The organism is Gemmatimonadaceae bacterium, from assembly GCA_036496605.1.
In the GTDB taxonomy this organism is placed as follows: Bacteria; Gemmatimonadota; Gemmatimonadetes; order Gemmatimonadales; family Gemmatimonadaceae; genus AG2.
On sequence record DASXKV010000039.1, the window covers coordinates 1 to 20159 of the forward strand.

At 63.7% G+C, this 20159-nt stretch carries 15 protein-coding genes; 2 read left to right on the plus strand and 13 right to left on the minus strand.

Annotated elements, in window-relative coordinates; all coding sequences use genetic code 11:
• Positions 1–466: 466 nt before the first annotated feature.
• A complete protein-coding gene (locus VGH98_15880) occupies positions 467–1069 on the minus strand; it encodes an RDD family protein (protein ID HEY2377458.1) in 603 nt (200 codons plus the stop codon).
• 360 nt (positions 1070–1429) lie between these two features.
• Positions 1430–2416, minus strand: a complete 987-nt coding sequence (cysK, locus tag VGH98_15885; protein ID HEY2377459.1) for a cysteine synthase A — start codon at positions 2414–2416, stop codon at positions 1430–1432.
• A gap of 148 nt (positions 2417–2564) precedes the next feature.
• Here cysK and VGH98_15890 point away from each other — a divergent pair, with 148 nt between their 5' ends.
• Positions 2565–4991, plus strand: coding sequence for an ABC transporter permease (locus VGH98_15890; GenBank protein HEY2377460.1), 2427 nt, complete (start codon positions 2565–2567; stop codon positions 4989–4991).
• On the opposite strand, the gene VGH98_15895 is transcribed toward VGH98_15890, so the two are convergent.
• The 11 genes from VGH98_15895 to VGH98_15945 form a co-directional block, all read right to left on the minus strand.
• Complete coding sequence (locus VGH98_15895; GenBank protein ID HEY2377461.1) at positions 4979–6097, minus strand: arsinothricin resistance N-acetyltransferase ArsN1 family B; 1119 nt, start codon at positions 6095–6097, stop codon at positions 4979–4981. The genes VGH98_15890 and VGH98_15895 overlap by 13 nt on opposite strands.
• 55 nt (positions 6098–6152) lie before the next feature.
• Positions 6153–6899 carry a neutral zinc metallopeptidase gene (locus tag VGH98_15900; protein ID HEY2377462.1) on the minus strand — a complete coding sequence of 249 codons (747 nt, stop codon included), beginning with the start codon at positions 6897–6899 and terminating at the stop codon, positions 6153–6155.
• 65 nt (positions 6900–6964) lie between these two features.
• Complete coding sequence (locus VGH98_15905) at positions 6965–8194, minus strand: alpha/beta hydrolase-fold protein (protein ID HEY2377463.1); 1230 nt, start codon at positions 8192–8194, stop codon at positions 6965–6967.
• A gap of 103 nt (positions 8195–8297) precedes the next feature.
• Entirely contained in the window at positions 8298–8762 is a 465-nt protein-coding gene (locus VGH98_15910; protein HEY2377464.1) for a hypothetical protein, read from the minus strand.
• 60 nt (positions 8763–8822) lie between these two features.
• The gene (locus tag VGH98_15915) at positions 8823–12002 is read right to left on the minus strand and encodes a CusA/CzcA family heavy metal efflux RND transporter (protein HEY2377465.1); all 3180 of its coding nucleotides are present in this window, start codon (positions 12000–12002) and stop codon (positions 8823–8825) included.
• A complete protein-coding gene (locus VGH98_15920) occupies positions 11999–13147 on the minus strand; it encodes an efflux RND transporter periplasmic adaptor subunit (protein HEY2377466.1) in 1149 nt (382 codons plus the stop codon). The genes VGH98_15915 and VGH98_15920 overlap by 4 nt, the downstream gene beginning before the upstream one ends.
• Before the next feature lie 2 nt (positions 13148–13149).
• Positions 13150–14430: a TolC family protein gene (locus VGH98_15925; protein HEY2377467.1), complete on the minus strand. Its 1281-nt coding sequence runs from the start codon at positions 14428–14430 to the stop codon at positions 13150–13152.
• Between the two features lie 47 nt (positions 14431–14477).
• Entirely contained in the window at positions 14478–14774 is a 297-nt protein-coding gene (locus VGH98_15930) for a hypothetical protein (protein ID HEY2377468.1), read from the minus strand.
• 465 nt (positions 14775–15239) lie between these two features.
• On the minus strand, positions 15240–15815 hold the full coding sequence (locus VGH98_15935) for a GxxExxY protein (protein HEY2377469.1): 576 nt from the start codon (positions 15813–15815) through the stop codon (positions 15240–15242).
• 165 nt (positions 15816–15980) lie between these two features.
• On the minus strand, positions 15981–17861 hold the full coding sequence (locus tag VGH98_15940) for a PAS domain S-box protein (GenBank protein HEY2377470.1): 1881 nt from the start codon (positions 17859–17861) through the stop codon (positions 15981–15983).
• A gap of 35 nt (positions 17862–17896) precedes the next feature.
• The gene (locus tag VGH98_15945) at positions 17897–18820 is read right to left on the minus strand and encodes a hypothetical protein (protein ID HEY2377471.1); all 924 of its coding nucleotides are present in this window, start codon (positions 18818–18820) and stop codon (positions 17897–17899) included.
• 210 nt (positions 18821–19030) lie between these two features.
• On the opposite strand from VGH98_15945, the gene VGH98_15950 reads away from it, so the two are divergent.
• Positions 19031–20155: an HD domain-containing phosphohydrolase gene (locus tag VGH98_15950; protein HEY2377472.1), complete on the plus strand. Its 1125-nt coding sequence runs from the start codon at positions 19031–19033 to the stop codon at positions 20153–20155.
• The last annotated feature ends 4 nt before the right edge of the window (positions 20156–20159 follow it).

Here is a 20159-nt window from a genome sequence, read left to right on the forward strand (position 1 = left end):
GCACTGCGAGCTCAATCGCAGCGGACGATCTCGTCCGCCAAGCAACCATCAGGGCTGATTGCACGGGAAAAAACGCCCACGCAATCCGCACGGACGAAGTCCGCCCTTGACAATCGCTCTCATAGAACCGCTGACACGGCCCCTGAAATCACTGACGGCCTCCGTGTTGAGAGAGAGCTCCACGCCCGGCAATGTTGTGCATGTGTGAATGCGTCGGGAGGTTTGTCTTTCCGTTGGATGCTTCCCGAGGCGTTTAAAACAACAAACCACCCTCTGGTACTCGGTGCATGGAGCTGTCGCTGCTGAGGAACCAGTCAGCGGTCTCAGCGCCGTGTCGGAGGTTTCAGCGACCACACTGACCTCAACCTTTCCAGCCATTCGAGGAAGATCACAGTTCAGGAGATCAATGACTGGCAACTCAACACCGCAAAACACTGCAAAACGAAGTTGAGCAACAGCGTCCCGATTACACAGCCGGTGGATCCGTCTTGTCTGGTGCGGCGGCGAGTGGTGCGGTCTCGATGTGGCTGCGCGCTCCCCACAGGCGTCCTCGCCATCCCTGGACCGCGATCGCTACGATGGCGGCCAGGAGCAGATACGTGACGAGACGGGAATTGGCCGCGTCCGCGGACGAACATTCACTCTGCGACAGGCATTGGTCGCTCACGAGTCCAACGCCGGCGAGGCTGGAGAGGAGATATGCCACAACGATGTACAGCAGGGTCACGGTTATCCGGCGCGACGTCGTCGCGGGGATGGCGATCGTTACCGTGTCCGGAACGCGCTCGAGGAGGTAATCGTCATCGCTGGCGATTGAGAGATCTCTCAATTGCACCGTCGTTCGCGTGACGTAATCGTGCACGGACTGATGCCGCCGCGTGAAGGCCATCGAGACGAACGACGGAAATCCGAGAAAGGACTTCACGAAGAATCGCGCAAACGAGACCAGAAATGATGGCGGCCCGCCGGTCTTGTCGCTGACGACGCGAATGTTCGCTCCCCGATGGCCGATCGTCGCGCCAAAGAGCCACACCTGAATCGGCTCGTAGAGGAACAGCCAACCGACGATGAGGCGTCACGAACACTCCGCCGGTGTGTGGCACGTTGTCGGCGAGACTCGCGACGATCATCAGAGCGATAAACACGACCGCCGTGACCGCGGTGTCGATCAACACGGCATTCACGCGGCTGTTCAGTCTTGCATACGCGGCAGTTGGAGACGCGGTAGAGATCGCGCGCTCTGGTTGCCCGACGGCGTCCATGATTCAACGACCTCGAAATGCGTTGTCCTCGAGCCACGCCGCCTTCGACGAGACTCCAGGCTAAGGACGCATTCTACGGGCGTCGCGCAATCTCGCCAGTAACGCGGGCGGGATGCCCGGACGCGCCCTCGCCCTCGTTTGTCCTCCGCGCGGCCGCCCCTCGAGCGTTAGGCGTGGACAGGCTCGGCGAGCCCGAGCGCCGCGTCGTCGGGTTCCGGCAACTCGGTGTACACCGGGTGCGAGAGATAGCGCTCCCCGAAGTCGGCGATAATCGACACGATGAGCTTTCCCGCGTTCTCCGGACGTGCTGCAACCTCCAGCGCCGCGAAGGTGATCGACCCGGACGAGATACCGGCGAAGATGCCCTCCTCGCGGGCGAGCCGGCGCGTCATGTCGAACGCCTGCTCGTTCGTCACGCGCACGACCTCGTCGTAGATCGACGTGTCGAGAATCGACGGCACGAACCCCGCCCCGATTCCCTGCTGCTTGTGCGGCGACGGCTGGCCACCGGAGAGCACCGGACTCTCGTTAGGTTCCACGGCGACGATGTGAATACCCGGCTTCTTCTCGCGCAGATACTTCCCGGCGCCGGTGATCGTCCCGCCCGTCCCGACACCAGACACGAAGATGTCCACCTGTCCCGCCGTGTCATTCCAGATCTCGGGACCCGTCGTCTTATAGTGGATCGCCGGGTTCGCCGGGTTGTCGAACTGCCGCATCATCACGCCACGGCTCCCGAGCTCCGCGAGAATCTCCTCGGCCCTGGCCATCGCACCCTTCATCCCCTTCGCCCCCTCCGTGAGGACGACCCGGCATCCGAGCGCGCGGAGCATGTTTCGCCGCTCGAGCGTCATCGTCTCCGGCATCGTGAAAATGCAGTGATAGCCACGCGCGACTGCCGCGTAGGCAATGCCGATGCCGGTGTTACCGCTCGTCGGCTCGACGATGACCATGCCCGGCTTGAGCGCGCCGCGCTGGATCGCGTCGTCGACCATTGCCGCGCCGATACGGTCCTTGACGGAGTTGAACGGATTGTAACCTTCGTGCTTCACGGCGACGCGAGCTGGAAGTCCCTTCGTTAGGCGAGAAAGCTGAACCAGCGGCGTGTTGCCGACGGTCTGAGTGACGTCGGCGAAGATGTGCGTCGTGGGCATGGGAGCAATCCGATAGCGATTCGAGAATGATACTGCGAAGGGCCAGGGGCGTAGGGGCCCTAGGGACTGCTGCCCAACGGTTCGTCCCCTGCCTTCAACTATCGACGCTTCGCGCGTGTCTAGAGGAAAACCCCACCGAGCCAACGTCATGCTCTCCGACCTTCGTTCCGCCGCGCGCGGGCTGCTCCGCACCCCCACCGTTGCTATCGCCGGCGTGCTCTGTCTCGCGCTCGGCATCGGTGCCACCGCCGCCATCTCCAGCGCCATCAGCCGAGCACTCTTTCAGTCGCTCCCTTTCCGCGAGCCAGCCCGACTCGTCGCCGTCCATCGAACGACGCCGCATTCCGGGCCGCTCGGCACCTGGCCGATGTCGGCGCCGAACTACATGGACTTGGCGCGGACCACGCGGCGGGTCGAGGGATTGGCGGCGTTCGGTTTCGGGACGGCCCTCGTGACGCTTCCATCAGAGGCGATCCAGGCGAGCCAGGTGTACGTCACTGGCAACTTCTTCAACACCCTGGGCGCGCGCGCCGCACTCGGCCGTCTCATCGTTCCGGACGACGATCATGTCGGAGAGGCGCCGGTCGCGGTCGTGAGTTACGAGTTCTGGCAATCGAAGCTGGGCGCTGAGCCTTCGATCGTTGGTCGAACGTTTCCCATCGACGGTTTGTCGACGACGATCATTGGGATCGCTCCGCCGGATTTTCACGTGCCGCACGGATTCAACGTCGTGCGCGCGGACCTCTGGATGCCGATTCAGTTCACGGCGGCGCAGCTCGCCGACGGACAGCGCCGGAGCAACTTCCTGCTGGTATTCGGTCGCCTAACGACCGGTGCAACGCCGATGTCCGCACAGGCGGAGCTCCAGGCGATTTTCGGCGCCATCGTCGCGGAGAATCCGGTACTGCGCGGCGAAGACGTTCGCGTTGCTCCGTTACAAGCGGAGAACGTCGCGGCCGTGCGGACGCCGCTGCTCCTTCTGTTCGGTGCGGTCGGCATGGTGCTTCTGATTGCGGCGACGAACGTCGCGGCACTTCTGCTCGCGCGTGGCGTGCAGCGCCGTCGTGAGATCGCGGTTCGTACGGCACTCGGTGCGAGCCGCTGGGCGACCATGCGAACGGCGTTCGTTGAGAGTTTGCTCATCACGGGCCTCGGCGTGCTCATCGGACTGGGACTCGCCGTCGGCGGCGTGCGCACGATTGGAGCGCTGGCCGGCGCACGCATTCCGCAGCTCGCGGGCCTCAGTGTGGACGCACGCGTCATTCTCTTTGCGGTCGGGCTTTCATGTGTCGTCGCCCTGGTATGCGGCGTGCTGCCAGCCTGGCGCAGCGCTGCCGTCGATCCAGCGGACGCGCTGCGCGGCGGGCGCGGCGGCGGCGCGGGACGCGAGCAACATCGAGCACTGCGCACACTCGTCGTTTTCGAGATCGCGCTCTCACTCGTGCTGCTCATCGGCGCCGGGTTGACGCTCAAGGGATTCGCGGGGTTGCTCGGCAACGACCCGGGATTCGAGACGGCACACGTGCTCACCCTGCGTGTGACGACGTCGCCGGCTCGTTATGCAAAGCAGCCGGCGGCGCTCGCCTTTCTCGAGCCCGCGCTCGACGCCATTCGCGCCCTCCCGGGTGTCGAGAGCGCCGGGTCGATCGATCTGATGCCCTACGTCAATTGGGGCAGCAACTCGAACATTCGCTACGAAGGCCAGTCAAAAGGCGACCCCACGCGTTTGCCGATCGTCGAAGGGCGCCGCGTTTCGCCGAGCTTCTTCAGTGTGACCGGGCAGCGCCTGCTCGCGGGACGGCTCCTTCTACCCTCCGACGACGCCGGCCCGTCGGCGCCGCCCGTGGTCGTGGTGAATCAGGCACTCGTCGATCGCGACCTCAATGGGATCGACCCGATCGGCAAGCGGTTCTACCTGACCGACACGACGTTTGCGACAATCGTTGGCGTTGTTTCGAATATTCGCAACTTCGGCCCGGTCGCTCCGCCGGCTCCCGAGATGTACTGGACATATTTGCAAAACGGTCAGACGAGTCTCTTCTCGCTGATGATTCGCGTCCGTCGCGGCGACCCGGCGGCGATCGCGCCGTCGGTGCGCGCCGCGATCCGCTCGATCGACCCAACCGCGGCCGTCGCCAGCGTGCTTCCGATGCAGGACGTCATCGCCTCGAGCCTCGGTCAACCGCGGTTCTATCTCAGCCTCCTCGGCGCGTTCGCCGTGGTGGCGCTCGTGCTCGCGATCGCGGGACTTTACGGCGTGTTGAGCTACGCCGTGGCGCAGCGAACGCGCGAGCTGGGCATTCGTGCGGCACTCGGCAGCTCTGCTCCGGCTCTCATGAGGCTCATGACGGTCGAGGGGCTGCGTCTCGTGGTGACCGGCCTCGTCCTCGGGTCGTTAGGCGGCGTTGGGCTCACGCAGTTCATCAGCTTCGCCCTGTACGGAGTGAGTCCACTCGATGCGACAACCTGGCTGCTTTCCGTGTTGTTGATGTTCGTCGCCGGTCTGCTCGCGACCCTCGTTCCGGCGCTGCGTGCGACGCGCGTCAGTCCGCTGATCGCGATTCAGGCGGAGTAATCGGCGAGCGAGCGCCGCATGCGCGATGTCTGGAGCTCGACGCCGTCCGGCATCTTGACGGCGCCGCGCTCCACGACGGTGAAGCCGAGGGTGGCGTACAGCTGCTCGCCAGGCAGCGTCGCCGTGAGCTCGAGGTCGCGAAAACCGGCGGCGCTCGCCGCTGTTGAGCATTCGTGAAATAGGAGCCGGCCGATCCCGCGCCGCGACCAGCGCGGGTGGACGAAGAACGCCCGGAGACGCGCGGGCGACACGCGCGGATCGATCAGGGGATCGTCGCCGTGCTTTGCTTGATCGCCGCCGTGCAATGTCTCACGCTGGCTCCAGCCGCCGCAGGCGACGACCTCGTCGCCGATATCGGCGACGTAGTACGTGCCATCGGCGATGAGCTGGCTGTCCGGGCCGAACAGGTGGCGCAGCGCACTGTCGATTTGTTGGGGCGTATAGAGTGGCTCACTCAAGCCGCGCACCGACGCGTCGATGAGGGCACGGATCGCCGGCACATCGGCAGGCGTCGCCTGACGAAAGCGAGGCGTCGGCTGACCGCGAATGGCGGCAGCGAGAAGAGGCGACGTCGCGAGTATCGCGAGCGGAATCGGCGGCGGCGGTGGCGTGTCGTCGCGCGGGACGAGCGGTCGCTCGAACCACCCCACGTCGTGCCATCGATCGAGTTTGAATCCCACGCTGCGGAAGATGCCAACCGGTGTGAAGCCAAGGCTCCGATGGAAGCCTTTACTCGCGGCGTTGGGCAGTGTGATCCCAGCGTAGGCGTTGCGGTAGCCCTGCAAGACGAGCACGCGAAAGAGCGCCTCGTAGAGAGAGCGCGCGATGCCGCGCCGCTGCCTGTCTTCGGCGACGTACGCCGACACTTCGACGGACCATTGGTACGCAGCGCGAGCCCGATGTGGGCCGCCGTACGCGTAGCCGACGACGCGGCCATCCTCGTCCTCGACGAGCCATGGAAAGCGATCGAGCGTCCTGGCGATCCGCGTACTCATCTCGCTGGCGTCGGGCGGGTCGAGCTCGAAGGACGTCGCTTGCTCGGTGACCGCGGGCCGATAGATCGCGGCAACGCGCGAAGCATCTGCGGGCTGTGCCAGGCGGATCATCTATCAAATGTACGTTTGGCTGTCGGCCCGGCGAGGGGATGCGTTGGTTGTCAGCTCAGGTCCGCTGTCCGCGGAATTCCTCCAGGCATGCCCCAGCACCACCAGTCAGGCCGTTTTTGAAGTTCTGAACTCGCTGCTCGCGCGTGCCGTGGCCGACACGCTCCATGCGCGCGAGAATGCGTTGATCGACCCGGTCGTTGCCCGTGAGCTGTGGTGTCGGATCGCCGGCGCTCGACATCCCGAACTCCGCCTCCTCGACGTCGCCCTGCTCGAGTGATCCGTCTCCCTTCGCGTGCAGGGTGAACGCTCCCGCGAGACAATCTGCCGTCGCCTCGTTGTCGTACGACATGCGATAGCTGTGACCAAGCTGCATCGCGACCGCGTGTCCCATCTCGTGCGCGATGATGCCCAGGCCGGCCATGTCGCCGTCGGTCCCGAGTGCCTGGGCTGCCTCCTTCACCTGGCCCGCGACGAAGACGTCGTCGAAGTAGATCGTGTTGTTCGCGGCGCAGTACTCCGCATTCTCCGGCATGAGGTAGCCGCAGGGCGTACGAATGCGCATGCGATAGCGCGCCACGCCCGGCGCAGCGAAGTGCTCACCGATCTGCTTGAAGTCCGCGCTCCACATGGACACGAGCGCGTCGTAGACCGCCCAGATCTTCTGATTCGAGGCGTCGACCTCCTGCGAGGTGACGTCGGTTGTCGGCGAAGTCGTCGGGCTCGGCTCGGCGTCGAGCCTGGTTCCACAAACTGCCAAAGCGAGCGCGACGAGACCACCACGGATTGCCGTTGTTGGTCTCATGGCCAATTGCCTCCGCGCTTACTACCCCATGCGGCAACATGGGTTGCAGCCGAGCCTGCCCGCTCTCAGGGCTTCGCCTTCCCAGCTTGTGTCGCCGCCGGGTGCTCGAGCGCGTCGAGCTTCTTCAACGTCTCCTTCGACACCGGCTGACCGACGCGCACGGCCACGTCGCGCGCCATCCGGAACTGCGCCCGTGCAGCCGCGCTGTCGCCGAGGGCGAGCAAGCCGTCACCCAAACTGTCGTAGACGTTAGGCGAATCGGGATAGCTCGCGACGTTCTTGCGGAAGACCCACACCGCGACCTTCGGCATCTTGAAGAACTGAAGGAGACCATAGCCCCAGCTGTTCATCTGCACTTCGGGGAAACGATCGGGCAGACCGAGACTCCTCGCGCCGCGCACGTAGGTCTCTTCGGTCTCGGTCAGCGCCTTCACGATGGTGGCCGAATCACTGTTCGGGCCAAGCTGCTGCATCGGCGAGCGGGCAAGCGAGATGGGCTCGTAGACGAATCGGATACCGTCGACCAGACTCGGCTCCGGCGTTAGGCCGTGCGTGTTCTCCGGATAATACTGCGACGCGAAGGCAAGCGTCGCCGGCTTGATCGAATCCAACCGGCTCACGAAGTACTTCGTGGTGACGGCGATTGGCGGCTCGAGTCCACCGCTCGTCGCAAAGAGCCGCGTCGTCATCGGCGTCTTCGCAATCGCGGTTGCGTACTCGCGCGCGGGAAGCGAGTCGTTCCACCAGAGCGATGGACTCATCGCGACGATTCCACTGAAGGTGTTCGGTCGCGATGCGGCGACGTCGAGCGCGAAGAGACCGCCGAACGAGTGACCGGCGAGCACCGTCGACGGCAACGTCCGGTACTTCGACCGCACGCGAGGCAACACTTCATCCAGGATGAAGTCCGCGAAGGCCTTGGCGCCGCCAGCCGTGGGAAAGTTCTTGGCCGTGGCGCCGGTCGCGGGCGGGGTCATGTCGTGCGATCGGTCTTTGCCGTTCACGACGCCGACGATGAGCATATCTGGAATCGCCGCGCGATTCGCGAGAAACGCCACGTTCGCGACCGCAGCGGCGAACTGGGGCTGGTCGTCCGCATCGAGCAGGACGAGCACCGGATAGCTCTGCTTGGAGGTGCTGTAGTTAGGCGGCGTGGCGATGAAGAGCGTACGCTCTTCGTTCAGCTTCGACGAATGGAGTGAGTCGCGAACCCAGGGTGACGATCCGCCGCCGTTCTGGGCACGTGCTGTTGAGGCGAAGAGACCGACGAGAGCAATCGCGCGCAGGACTCGCATGGGCGTACGACTCCACGAGGATGTGAATGGATGGCGGGCGCCCCATAGTGGTTCTCGCGGCGCGCTTCGTCCAGTCTCGTCCGAACGTGGTGCCGCCGGCTCGTCAGTTCACGCGGCGATACGTTCGCGGAAAGATCCCTGGACTCCCGTAGGTAATCGTGAGGGCACGAGGGCCGAACCGGCCCGTTTCGGATGGCGGCTGGACTTCGACGTGGGCGCATAGCGCCCCGGGCGGGCAAGGAGCCGGGGAAAAGGTCAGCACGCCGTCGTGCCAGTTGTATAAACGCGCATACGACGCGTGCGAGACACTCGGACCCAGCTGCGCGGTTTCATGATGTTCGACTTGTCCCGAGGCTCTGTCGTCTCGGGAGAGGAAGACGAGTGTATCGGCGATCAGAACCGCACCTGACGGAATAGTGCCGGCGACGGCCGGCACAGGGGCGCCGCCGACACTCTCGAGAACGAACGCGGTTCCAGCGGTTACTGGCTCCGTCACTCCCTGACAGCTGACGATGACGGCGATTGAAATCGCCGCCAAGAGTGCCCGAACTGTGATTCGACGTCTCATGACCGCCCAACCATACAACAATAGACAACGGTCACTGATGTGTCGGCACCCTGACCGAGCTCAGACCTCGAGGTGGTCCCCCTCCTTCGCCGTCACCGCGTACAGGACCGGCATCAGGAACACGCTGATGAGTAATCGCGAGAATAACCCACCGACGATCACGAGTGCGAACGGCTTCTGCGTATCGGATCCCACGCCCGTCGATAGGGCCGCCGGGAGCAAGCCTAACGCGGCAACGAGTGCCGTCATCATGATCGGCCGCAACCGCAGCACTGCCGCCGTGCGCGTCGCCTCGGCGATGCCGAAGCCTTCCAGTCGCAACTCGTTCGCGTACGAGATGTAGACCACCGCCGTCTGCACCGAGACCCCGAATAGCGCCAGGAATCCGATCATCGACGACACGGAAAGCGGCGTCCCCGTGAGCGCGAGCACGACCAGCCCGCCTAACGGCGCGGAGAGGATCACGCCGACCACCGTAATGAACGGGAACTTGAAGTTGTGGTAGAGCACGAACAGGATCGCGAAGATCAGAATCACGGTCAGTGGCAGCACAACGTTGATCTGGCTGCGTGACGCGGTGTACTCCTCGTATTCGCCGCCCCAACGAATCGAATAACCGGTCGGCATCTTCACCTGCTGCTCGACCTTTCCTCGCGCCTCGCGCACGGCGCTCGCCAGATCGCGGCCCTCGACCGAGTACTGGACACCGATGTACCGCGAGTTGTCCTGGCGATAGATGAACGACGCGCCGTTCGCGACCTGCACGTCCGCCACCTGACGCAGCGGGATCTGCGCGCCGCTCGCCGTCGTGACGAGAATGTTCCCGATCTCGTCCGGCGTCTCGCGGAACTGCGGCTGGAGCCGCACGACGAGATCGAACGTGCGCTCACCTTGGACGACCTGCGTGGCCGCCGAGCCGCCGACGGCGGCGTCGATCAGGCCGTTGAGGTCGGAGACGTTGAGGCCGTAGCGCGCCATCTTCGCGCGATCGGCGGTGATCGTTAGGCTCGGTTGTCCGAGCTCTTGCACGAGCGTCACATGATCGATGCCGCGCACCGACTCGAGCACCCTCTTGATCTCGCGGCCCTTGCCCTCGAGCAACGCGAGGTCTGTGCCGAAGATCTTCACGTCGAGAGAACTCTTGAGTCCCGTGAGGGCCTCGTCGACCGCGTCTTCCGCGGGCTGAGTATAGTTGAACGTGATTCCGGGGAACGCCGAGAGCTTGCGTTGGATCGCGTCGATCAGCTCGTCCTTGTCCTTGTAGGGACCCGTCCAGTCCTTGTATTGCTTAAGGCCGACGTAGAACTCGGCGTTGAAGAATCCCGTCGGATCGGTGCCGTCATCGGGCCGGCCATGCTCCGAGGCAACCACCGTCACCGGCGAAAAGGACGACAGAATCTGCCGGATCTGCGGCACGAGCCGCGACGACTCCTCGAAAGAGATCGTGTAGGGCATCGTCGCGCGCACCCAGAGGGCGCCCTCGTCGAGCTTCGGCATGAACTCACCGCCGAGCGAGAACATGATCAGGATCGACAGAGCGAACAAGGCAACGGAAACGCCAATCGTTAGGCGAGTGCGCGCCAGACACCAGTCGAGGCCGCCCTGATATTTGTCCCGAATCCACTCGAATGCCGCGTTGCGCCGTTCTTTCACGCCACCCCGTAACGCGACCATGCAGAGCACGGGAATCACCGTCAGCGTGAAGAGCAGCGAGCCAAGCAACGCATAGATCGTCGTGTCGGCCATCGGTTCGAACAGCTTGCCCGAAGCGCCCGACAGAGCATAGATCGGCAGGAACGCGGCGACGATCACCGCGATCGCGTAGAAGATCGGCCGGTCGACCTCCGACGCCGCATCCATGATGACCTCGATCAGACGGTAGTCCGTGCCGTGCCGCCGCGCGAGATGTCGATGGATGTTCTCGACCATGACCACAGCGCCGTCGACGATGATGCCAAAATCGATGGCGCCGATCGACAGGAGATTGGCCGGTATATGACGCAGGTCGAGACAGATGAAGGCAAAGAAGAGCGACAGCGGTATCGTGACGGCCACGATCAAACCCGACCGCACATCGTACAGGAAGAAGATGAGGACGATGACGACCAGCACGATGCCGCGCAGCAGATTGTCCTCGACCGTGCGCGTCGTGAGCGCGATCAGCTCGCTGCGATCGTAGAAAGCATGGACCTTCACGTCCTTCGGTAACACGTTCGCATTCAGCTTCGCCGTCATCGCCTCGACGCCCTTGAGCACCGTCTGCGCTTGCTCGCCGGTGCGCATGAGCACAACGCCTTCGACGGCATCGTTGTTCGTCTGATAGCCGAACTGCCCCAGGCGCGGCGCATGGCCAATGACAACGTCGCCGATATCCCGCACGAGAATCGGAGCGCTGTTCTTCACCGCGAGCACGATGTTGCCGATGTCGTCCAACGTCACGACCCGGCCGAGCCCGCGCACATAGAAGAATTGGCCGCCCTCGGAATAGAAGCCGCCGCCCGCGTTCCCGTTGTTGGCGCCTAACGCGTCGGCGACGTTCTGCACAGAGAGACCCGCGCCGGCGAGCTTGTTCGGATCGACGAGCACCTGGTACTGCATCGTCTCACCGCCGAGCGACGACATGTCGGCGACGCCGGGCACTGACTTGTACGCCTTCTCGAGTACCCAGTCCTGCAGGACCTTGAGCTCCATCGCGCTCCGGTCCGCGCTCTCGAGCACATATCGGTAGACGAGCCCCGAGGGCGAGAAGAGCGGAGACATCCCCGGACTCACGCCGTCAGGAAGATCGGCGTCGCCAAATCGCTCGAATACCTGCTGCCGCGCGAAGTACGGGTCGGTACCGTCGCGGAAAGTGACTCGGACATTCGACAGTCCGTACAGCGAGATGGAGCGCGTCACCGTGAGGCCTGGAAGTCCGTTCATCGCGACCTCGAGCGGCACCGTGATCAAACGCTCAACTTCCTCGGCCGCGTGGCCGGGCCACTGAGTCGTGATCTCAACCAGCGGCGGGGACACGTCGGGATACGCATCGACCGGCAATCGCAGGAAGGACCAGATGCCGACGCCGATGATCGCGAAGCCCAACAGCGCCACGAGGAGCGGCTGCTTCAGCGAGGCCCCGACGAGGCGATGGATCGCGCCCTTGGTATCGCGAGCGTGCTCGGGAACGGCCTTTCGAGACGGACGCCGACGCGGGCCCTCAGCGCTTTCGTCGATCTCGGGATGCGCCTCGGTGCTCACTGGCTCTCCGCAAACTGAAGGAAGAGCGCGCCCTCGGACACGACCTTGTCGCCCGGAGCGATGCCGGACGCCACCTCGTATCGGTCGGCGACGCGAGAGCCAAGCGTGATCCGCCGCCGTTCGAACGAGCCGTTCGGCGCGGCGACGTACACGAACGGAAGGTTCTCCTCGTCGCGCAGTACCGACGTTGTCGGGACCAACAATCCTGTGTGCTCGTGATTGGCGTGAATACCGACGTGCACGAACATGTCTCGCCGCAGCACGTGATTGAGGTTCGGCACGAGCACGCGCACTCCGATCGCCTTGCTCGTTGGATCGACGAGCGCGGCCACATAATCGACGCGCCCCTGGAGCGGCGACGTCGACGCATCGGTGATGACATCCACCGGCTCGCCGACCGTTACGTCCTTCACGTCCGACGGAAACACGTTCGCGAGTACCCACATCGTCGAGAGATCGGCGATCGTGAAGCACGGCGTCGTCCCCGCTTGCAGCAGCTGCCCGGGACTGATCAGCTTCTCGACGACCGTTCCATCGATGGGCGCGCGAATGGTGGCTTGAAGCGGCTCCGTCGTCGGCTTGTTTTCGCGGATCGCGTCGATCTGCGGCTCCTGAACGCCTAACGCACGCATCTGCTGGATGGCCGCCTCACGATCCGCAGCCGCGCCCGACGCATCGGTCTGCGCCTGCTCGAGATCGCGCCGAGCGATCGCGTCGTTCTTGAACAACTGCTCATCGAGATCGGCGATGCGCTTCAAGTTGCGAAACGCGCTCTCGGCTTTGCGATAGCTCGCGACCGCCGTCGCGAAGTCGGGCGACGACACCGTCGCCAGCGCGTCGTCCTTTTTCACGACGGCGCCGGGGTTCACGAGGATCTGGAGCGCCGGCCCGGAAATCGGTGAGAGCACCGGCGTCGATCGATCGCCGTTGAAGGCCACGGTCCCGGTCGCCTCGAGCGTCGGGCGGAAGGGCGTGTTCTGCACCGTCACCAGGTGAATTCGCGCTCGCTGCTCGGGCGTCAGCGCGAGCGCGCCGGTTCGTCCATTCGACGAATCCGCAGGATGAGCGGAGCCATTGCTCGAGCAGGCTGCCAGCGAAGCGAGGAGCAGCAGCTGCGGCTGTGACAGAATGAATCGGGGACGCATGTCTAACGAGATCCAGGAACGAGCGTTGTCAGGGGAACACCGAGCGCGCGCTCGAGATCGGCGCGGGCGATGTTGGCCGACGCCAGCGCGTCGGCGAGTTGGCCTTCGGCATCGAGCAACGTGCGCCGCGCATCGAGCACCTCGAGCGCGGACGAACCGCCTAACGAATAGCTCACCGACGCGACGCGAAATGCCTCGCGCGCTGACGGCACCAGTTGATCGCGCAGGAACAAGACCTGTCGCATCGACGTGCTGGCGGTGGCATACGCAGTCCGCACGTCCTGAGTCACCTGCGCCCGGAGGTCGCGGTACGATGCGTCGAGCTCCTGCTCGTGATGCTTCGATTCGGCGATCTCACCCTGGCTGTGCTGCCAGAAAAAGACGGGCAATGGTAGAGCGATGCCGGTCGAGTACACCGGTGCTCCGGGCTGGGTGTAGTCGCGCGTGACGCCGAAGGTGAAATCGGGAATCCAGAATTGGCGCAGCAGATTCGTGTTCGCGTGCGCGCCGTATTGCTCGCTGGCGAGCTGTGTGATCTCGGGGCGATTTTGGAGCGCCGTCTGTTCGATGGTCGTGGAATCGGGCAGCGGATCCGGCAAGCCTAACGTGTCGGTCGGCGCGATCGGCGTCGCGATGACGCGTCCGAGGAACCGATTGAGCGCCGCTTGCGCGTTTGCGATATCGAGCTCGTTGGCGATGAGCTGGTTGTCTGCCTGCGCGACGTCCACCTGCGCTCTGATGACGTCGAGCTTGGCTGCCGTGCCCGCCTCGTACCGCGCTTCCGTCCGCTTGAGGAAATCCGCCGACAGGCCTCGGCCCTCGAGCAACACGGCGCGATGTTTTCGCGCGACGAGCAGCGAGTCGTACTGCTGCGACGTGAAGGACGCGATGACCTGGGTTTGCAGTCGGTAATTCGACTCGAACGAGCCGATGTCGGCGTTCCCGATCTTGTTCCGTTGCCAGATCTTCGACGGAAATGGAATCAGCCACCCAATGCCCACGTCGCGTGCGCCCGCCGAGCCGAAGCTGAAGGGTGCCGGTGATTGGTCGTACGCCGCGGTGATCGCGGGATCGGGCACGGCAATGCCCTCGACACGCCGCGCACGCGACTGCGCGGTCTGTTGTCGTGCGACCTCGATTTGCGGATTGTGAATTAGCGCTTCCGCGATCGCCTGGCGACGCGAAATCCGCAAGGAATCGACCGGCTGCGTGGCTGTCCGCTGCTGCGCGGACGCGACTTCGCTGAGCGCGCCAATCGCGCACAGCGTGTAGAAAAGGCGCATGTTCTCCCCGAGAGTGAAGCTGAACCGTTGGAACTACAGGACGGAATTCAGCTCACGAAGGGAGGTGCGCGCGAAAGATTCTGGGAATCGCTGGTCGAGTCGAGATACGACTCGACCCAAGTGACGGCAGGTACTTCGCGCGGACGCGCCGAGACGATTTGCGGGTGCTGCGGCCGGGCGACGCCATGGATCGACCGCGCCTGGCATGACGCGCACTGTGCTTCGTTGTGCGAGTAGTGCGTCGACGTGCCGCCGGGGTCGAAGTGCGCCGCGTAGCCGAGCCCTTCCCGGCCTTCCCCAATGCCAGCAACGACGATTGCGAGCTGCGCCAAAAACGCCAACACGGCGGCAGCTCGCCCAAGAAATGGGCGTCGTAGACGGTAATGCTGGCTTTGACGCATGGTCGTTTAGGCTACGTAGGCAACTCACTTCGCGCCAGTGAGCGGTCTGAAACTGCACACGGACAGCTGGCTGTGAGGCATAAGCCGCACGAACCAAGGACTATACGCATAAGTCCAAGGTTACGCTGCTCGGTCCGGCACCGGTCCCACAGACGAGTGTTTATGCGGATGCTCCGGACGGACCTGATGCTTCGGATCTACTCCGCGAACGGAACGGGTCCGTTAGCGTGGACAGCACACAGACCAAGGCTATGCGGATGCTTCGGAGAGCACGGATGCTTCTGATCATCGTCGTTGGGATGAGAAAGCTCCGCGCCCAACGAGCCCAGTGTTGTTTGTGAACTACCTCAGTGAGCCACTAGCGCCAATTGGTGTCTCGAACTCGACTGGTGTGCAGTCAACAAAGAATCATGCCGGCTCGTTGTGCGAGGCGTCCTCACCGCTCACGGAGCGATCAGGCCTATTCGAATGCTCAGAAGCATCCGCATAAGCTTTCGTCTGTGTGGCGTCCACGGGGACCGACGCCTCCCGGTTCCGGAGCAGATCCGAAGCATCCGGATTCTCCGGAGCATCCGCATCGACTCTAGGCTGTGTGGCCTGCCTCGCGTGTATGTCCGCGATGCGATAGAACTTTGGCTCCAGACCGAAATGCAACAGCAACCCAACTTCGAGTCCACTCGCGCGCAGATAGTTGTAGACCTGCCGTTGGGCTCCACCGTGGAGATCGATTGTGGCCTTGGCCTCCACGAGCAGCTTCTCGTCGACAATCATGTCGAAGCGCTGCACTGCGATTTGCTCGCCCTTGTATCGGACGATGATCCCGACCTCGCGCTGGACCTCATGCCCGCGCGCTAACAGCTCTCGCTCGAGCGCCCCTTTGTATACATGCTCGAGAAAGCCAAAGCCAAGCGTGTTGTAAACTTCATAAAAGCCGCCAATGACGGATCGCGTGAGCGGTTCGAGAATGAGTCTCTGTCGTCCCATGCCCAACGATGCGTGTCGCGACGGACCCGGGCGTCCTCACAATGACGCGTTCGTCATCCAAAGTCGGTCGACACGCCGGGCGTCATCCGACCGCAATGACGCAGGCTAACGATTAGTCCAGCGCGGTTATTGGATTCGACGCAAATTGCGCCAGCCGGCGATTCGTCAGCGCTTCATTGGCTGAAGGAGTTGCAGCACGACGTCGAGATCAAAGGGCTTCGCGAGAAACGGCTGGCCAGTGCCAGCAAGAAACTGCTGCAGGTCGGCGCTGACGATATCGCCGGTGAGGAACACGACGCGCCGCGCCAGCTCGGGGCGCTCGCTCGCCCACCGCTCGAAGACGTTCTTCCCCGAGATGTCGGGCATCCGCATGTCGAGGAGAATGGCGTCGAATGTCTGTTCTCGCGCGGCCGCGAGCGCGCCCCCGCCGCTGTCGACGGCGACGACAGCGTGACCCGACTTTTCGAGAAAGCGGGAGAGCGCCTCGCGAATCGGCGCTTCGTCGTCGGCGATGAGGATGCGAAGTCCCTCTGGAAGGGCCAGAACGGACGTCGGCAGCATGCTGTCGCTGCCAGGGGGTGGAGCAATGCGCGGAAGGTCGATACAGAATTTCCCGCCCGACGGGACGTTTTCCGCCCAGATCCGGCCCCCGTGCTCGCTGATGATACCTAACGAGATCGAGAGGCCAAGCCCAGTACCGTAGCCGACTGCTTTAGTCGTGTAGAACGGATTGAAGATCCGTTCGAGACTGTCGGAAGGAATACCGGGTCCAGTGTCCTCGATTTCGACGCGGATCGTCTCGCCCTCCTGCCGCGTACGAACGCTCAACCGCTGGTGCGCTCGCTCGACTCCGGCCATCGCCTGTTCGGCGTTCGTGACGAGGTTGAGAATCACCTGCTGCAACTGGTACGCATCCACCATCGTACAGGGCGCAGGATCGGCGTAGGAGCGCTCGATCTGAATGCCGCGGACGCTGAGATCGTAGCTCCGCAACTCGAGCGTATTCTCGACGACCTGATTGATGTCGGCGTACGTCTTCTCCGCTTTGTGTTGCCGCGCAAAGGTGAGCAAGTTGTGAACGATGCGGGCCGCGCGCCGCGCTTCGCTCGCGATGACCTCGGTCGCATGCCGGTCTTCCTCGGAGAGATTGCCGTCGGACAGCATCAGCTTCGCGAACGCGGTAATGCTGGCGAGTGGATTGTTCAGCTCGTGCGCGACGCCACTCACGAGCTGCCCGATCGCCCCCATCTTCTCGGACTGCACGAGCTGCTGTTGGAGCTGTTTCTCCTCCGTCGCATCTCGGATCAGACACAGCACTTCACGGCTCCGTTGCGGGCACGAGTAGGTGATGGTGATGTGCCGCCGCTCGCCGTCCTTGCGCACCACGACGGACTCGAATTGCCCCGGTTGGCCCGACAATGCCTTGCGAAACTCGAGCACCGCGCGCGGGAGCTCGCTCAGCGGAAGGAGTGGTCCGAAGAAGCGACCGATCAGCTCATCGCGAGAGTATCCCGAGATCTGCTCGCCACCGTCGTTGACGCTGGTGAACCGGCCGAGCGAATCGAAGGTCATGATCGCGTCGCTGGCGTCCTCGAAGAGGTGACGATACCTCGCTTCCGAACGCGCGAGCTCCTGGTGGGCCCGTCGCATCTCGGTGACGTCGCGCAGCGTCAGCACCGTCCCGCCTGAGCCATTCACGGCGAAGGGCGACGCGCTTACGCTCACCTTGCACTCGTCACGGCCAGCGACGTCGGCGTCGTAGCGTTGCGGCAGTCCGTCGCGCGCCGCGCTCTGGCCGAATTGCACGACCTCGCTGCTGTCCCGCGTAAAAAGATTTAGCAGTTTCTCACCAGCGAGCAGCGTGCGGTCGCGACCAAAGAGCTCGGCCGCGGCACGATTCATATAGGTGATTTGATCCGAGGCGTCGGTGATAATGACCGCGTCGCCCAACGAATCGAGGAGCGTCGATTCGTCGCTTCCGGGGTTGAGGGACCCACCATCGTTGTGTGCGTGCGCCGACGCGCCGAGGTTGAAGAGTCGCAACATGACGGCTCACCGCGAAGTGTCGACAGGTAGAGCTGTCACCGCGTGCCCGTGCGCTGGGCGCGCGCCTCCAGGTAGCGCTCGAGCGGAAAGCGGTCGCTCTCGGTGATCTGGCACGCCATTGCCGCGGCGAACAGCCGCAGCGCATCCTCGGCCCTGGCGACGACAGTATCCCTCAGAGAATTCGCAGTCTCGCTCCGATTCAGCGCAACGCGCGACATGTCGAGGTGTTTCTCCTCGTCAGTCCGGACGCCGCTATTTCCCTCTGCCTTGGCATGCTCGGTCCACCACCGCAGCGTCGCCGGTCCGCCGTCCAGTTCCTTGTGACCCTGCACGCCTGGCAGCACGGTGCCCGAGACCACGGAGTAGATCGTCATCTCGATCGCACTCTGACTCGCAAAGTGTTCCCAGTAGTCGATGTCCTCGTAGGTTGCCGTCATGTAGAGCTGGTGGTATAGGGCGAGGATCGGCTCGGGAAAGGGCGCGTCCGGGAACGCACCCGGCGAATGGTTCGTCGCATCCTTCGTGAGTGCGTCGAGCACCGCACGCGTCATTCGTTCGAGCTCCGCGGTCGAGAATCGGCTGAGGTAGTCGTTGAGGTCCCAATAAAGCGCCTCATGATCGACGCCGAACACCTCGAGCTTCGTCCGCCACATTTGATTGTGCGTCTGCTCCTCGTGGAGCTGCTCGGCGAGGCTCTTGATGAAGCTACTGTGCAAAACGTGATCGACTTTGGCGATGCTGCGGATCAGCGCGCGATTGAAGCCGATAACGCACGGGTACAGGCTGGCGATGAAAGCGATGTAACGGCGACGATCGAGTCGACGCGACCGTATCAGGGTCGCGAACTCGCAGCCGTTCATCTGCGCTGCATAACGACGAGCAACCTCGACAACGAGATCACCGACGCGCTCACGGGAGTCAAACGACTCGCGCGGACGGAGTGGTCGAACGTTGACCATGTAGGGGGCGACGGGAAGGAAGACTCGCGGTGCCAGAGGAACATTTCTGTGCACAAATGACTCGACCCGGAGGACCACCGTAACATCAATTGAGATGACAAATTGCCCGGGCTCACTGCAGTGCGCCGATACGGGCGTCACTTCCCAATCGTCCTGATGGCGAGGCACGTCACAATACATCTCACCCCGCGATTTCGAGCGTTCCATCGCATGTCGGCTCCGATACGTGCGCGAGAGCGCGTCGAGCTGCTTTCCGAACGGCCCGGGCTCGCGCTGGTGCGCGCGCCAGCTCCGCGCAATGCGCGGCTCCTGATCATCGACGATCATGACGCGAACATCGAGGCGCTCAAGCGTATTCTGCGTCGCGCCGGCTTCGCGTCCGTCAACAGCAGCACCGATCCGCGGGTCGGCGTGACACTCGCACAGACGTGGTCGCCCGATCTCATTCTGCTCGATCTGCATATGCCCGGGCTCGATGGGTTCGGCGTCCTCGATGCCATTCGCCCGCAGCTCAGCGATGCCGGCTATCTACCGGTGCTGATGCTGACCGCCGATTCGAGCGATGAGACCAAGCAACGCGCGCTCTCGGGGGGCGTAAAGGACTTCCTCACCAAGCCGTTCGACCCGACGGAAGTCGTGCTGCGCATCGAGAACTTGCTGGAGACGCGCTTTCTGTACGGCGCGATTCGGGAGCAGAACCAAGTCCTCGAACAGCGTGTGGTAGAGCGGACGCGCGAGCTGGAGGAAGCGCAGATCGAGATTCTCCAACGGCTCGCGGCGGCAGCGGAGTTTCGTGACGACGACACGGGTCAGCACACGCAGCGCGTCGGGCATCTCGCGGCACTGCTCGCAGCGGAAATCGGCCTCGCATCGGACCGCGTGGAGCTCATTCGGCGCGCCGCGCCGCTGCACGACGTCGGCAAGATCGGCATCCCCGACGCAATCTTGCTCAAGCGCGGCCGCCTAACGAGCAACGAACGACGGGTCATGCAAACGCACACGACTATCGGCGCCACGATGCTGACCGGAGGCAGGTCGCCGCTCGTGCAGATGGCCGAGCTCATCGCGCGCTCTCACCATGAGCGCTGGGATGGGAAGGGCTATCCCACCGCGCTGCGCAAGGAGCAGATCGCGATCGAAGCCCGGCTGGTCGCCGTAGTGGACTACCTCGATGCCCTCACGCACGACCGGCCCTATCGCAAGGCATGGTCGCTGGAGAAAACGCTCGAGGCGCTCGCCGCGGAGCGTGAAGGACACTTCGATCCCACTGCGGTCGACGCGCTCCTCGCCGTCGTCCGAGCCGCGCCTCCACTGCTCACCCTGCGTTCCACCTAACGAA

Coding starts and splice junctions, on each gene's coding strand:
- cysK (HEY2377459.1), bottom strand. CDS start 2,416: ATGCCCACGACGCACATCTTCGCCGACGTCACTCAGACCGTCGGCAAC.
- VGH98_15890 (HEY2377460.1), top strand. CDS start 2,565: ATGCTCTCCGACCTTCGTTCCGCCGCGCGCGGGCTGCTCCGCACCCCC.
- VGH98_15895 (HEY2377461.1), bottom strand. CDS start 6,097: ATGATCCGCCTGGCACAGCCCGCAGATGCTTCGCGCGTTGCCGCGATC.
- VGH98_15900 (HEY2377462.1), bottom strand. CDS start 6,899: ATGAGACCAACAACGGCAATCCGTGGTGGTCTCGTCGCGCTCGCTTTG.
- VGH98_15905 (HEY2377463.1), bottom strand. CDS start 8,194: ATGCGAGTCCTGCGCGCGATTGCTCTCGTCGGTCTCTTCGCCTCAACA.
- VGH98_15910 (HEY2377464.1), bottom strand. CDS start 8,762: ATGAGACGTCGAATCACAGTTCGGGCACTCTTGGCGGCGATTTCAATC.
- VGH98_15920 (HEY2377466.1), bottom strand. CDS start 13,147: ATGCGTCCCCGATTCATTCTGTCACAGCCGCAGCTGCTGCTCCTCGCT.
- VGH98_15925 (HEY2377467.1), bottom strand. CDS start 14,430: ATGCGCCTTTTCTACACGCTGTGCGCGATTGGCGCGCTCAGCGAAGTC.
- VGH98_15935 (HEY2377469.1), bottom strand. CDS start 15,815: ATGGGACGACAGAGACTCATTCTCGAACCGCTCACGCGATCCGTCATT.
- VGH98_15940 (HEY2377470.1), bottom strand. CDS start 17,861: ATGTTGCGACTCTTCAACCTCGGCGCGTCGGCGCACGCACACAACGAT.
- VGH98_15945 (HEY2377471.1), bottom strand. CDS start 18,820: ATGGTCAACGTTCGACCACTCCGTCCGCGCGAGTCGTTTGACTCCCGT.
- VGH98_15950 (HEY2377472.1), top strand. CDS start 19,031: ATGTCGGCTCCGATACGTGCGCGAGAGCGCGTCGAGCTGCTTTCCGAA.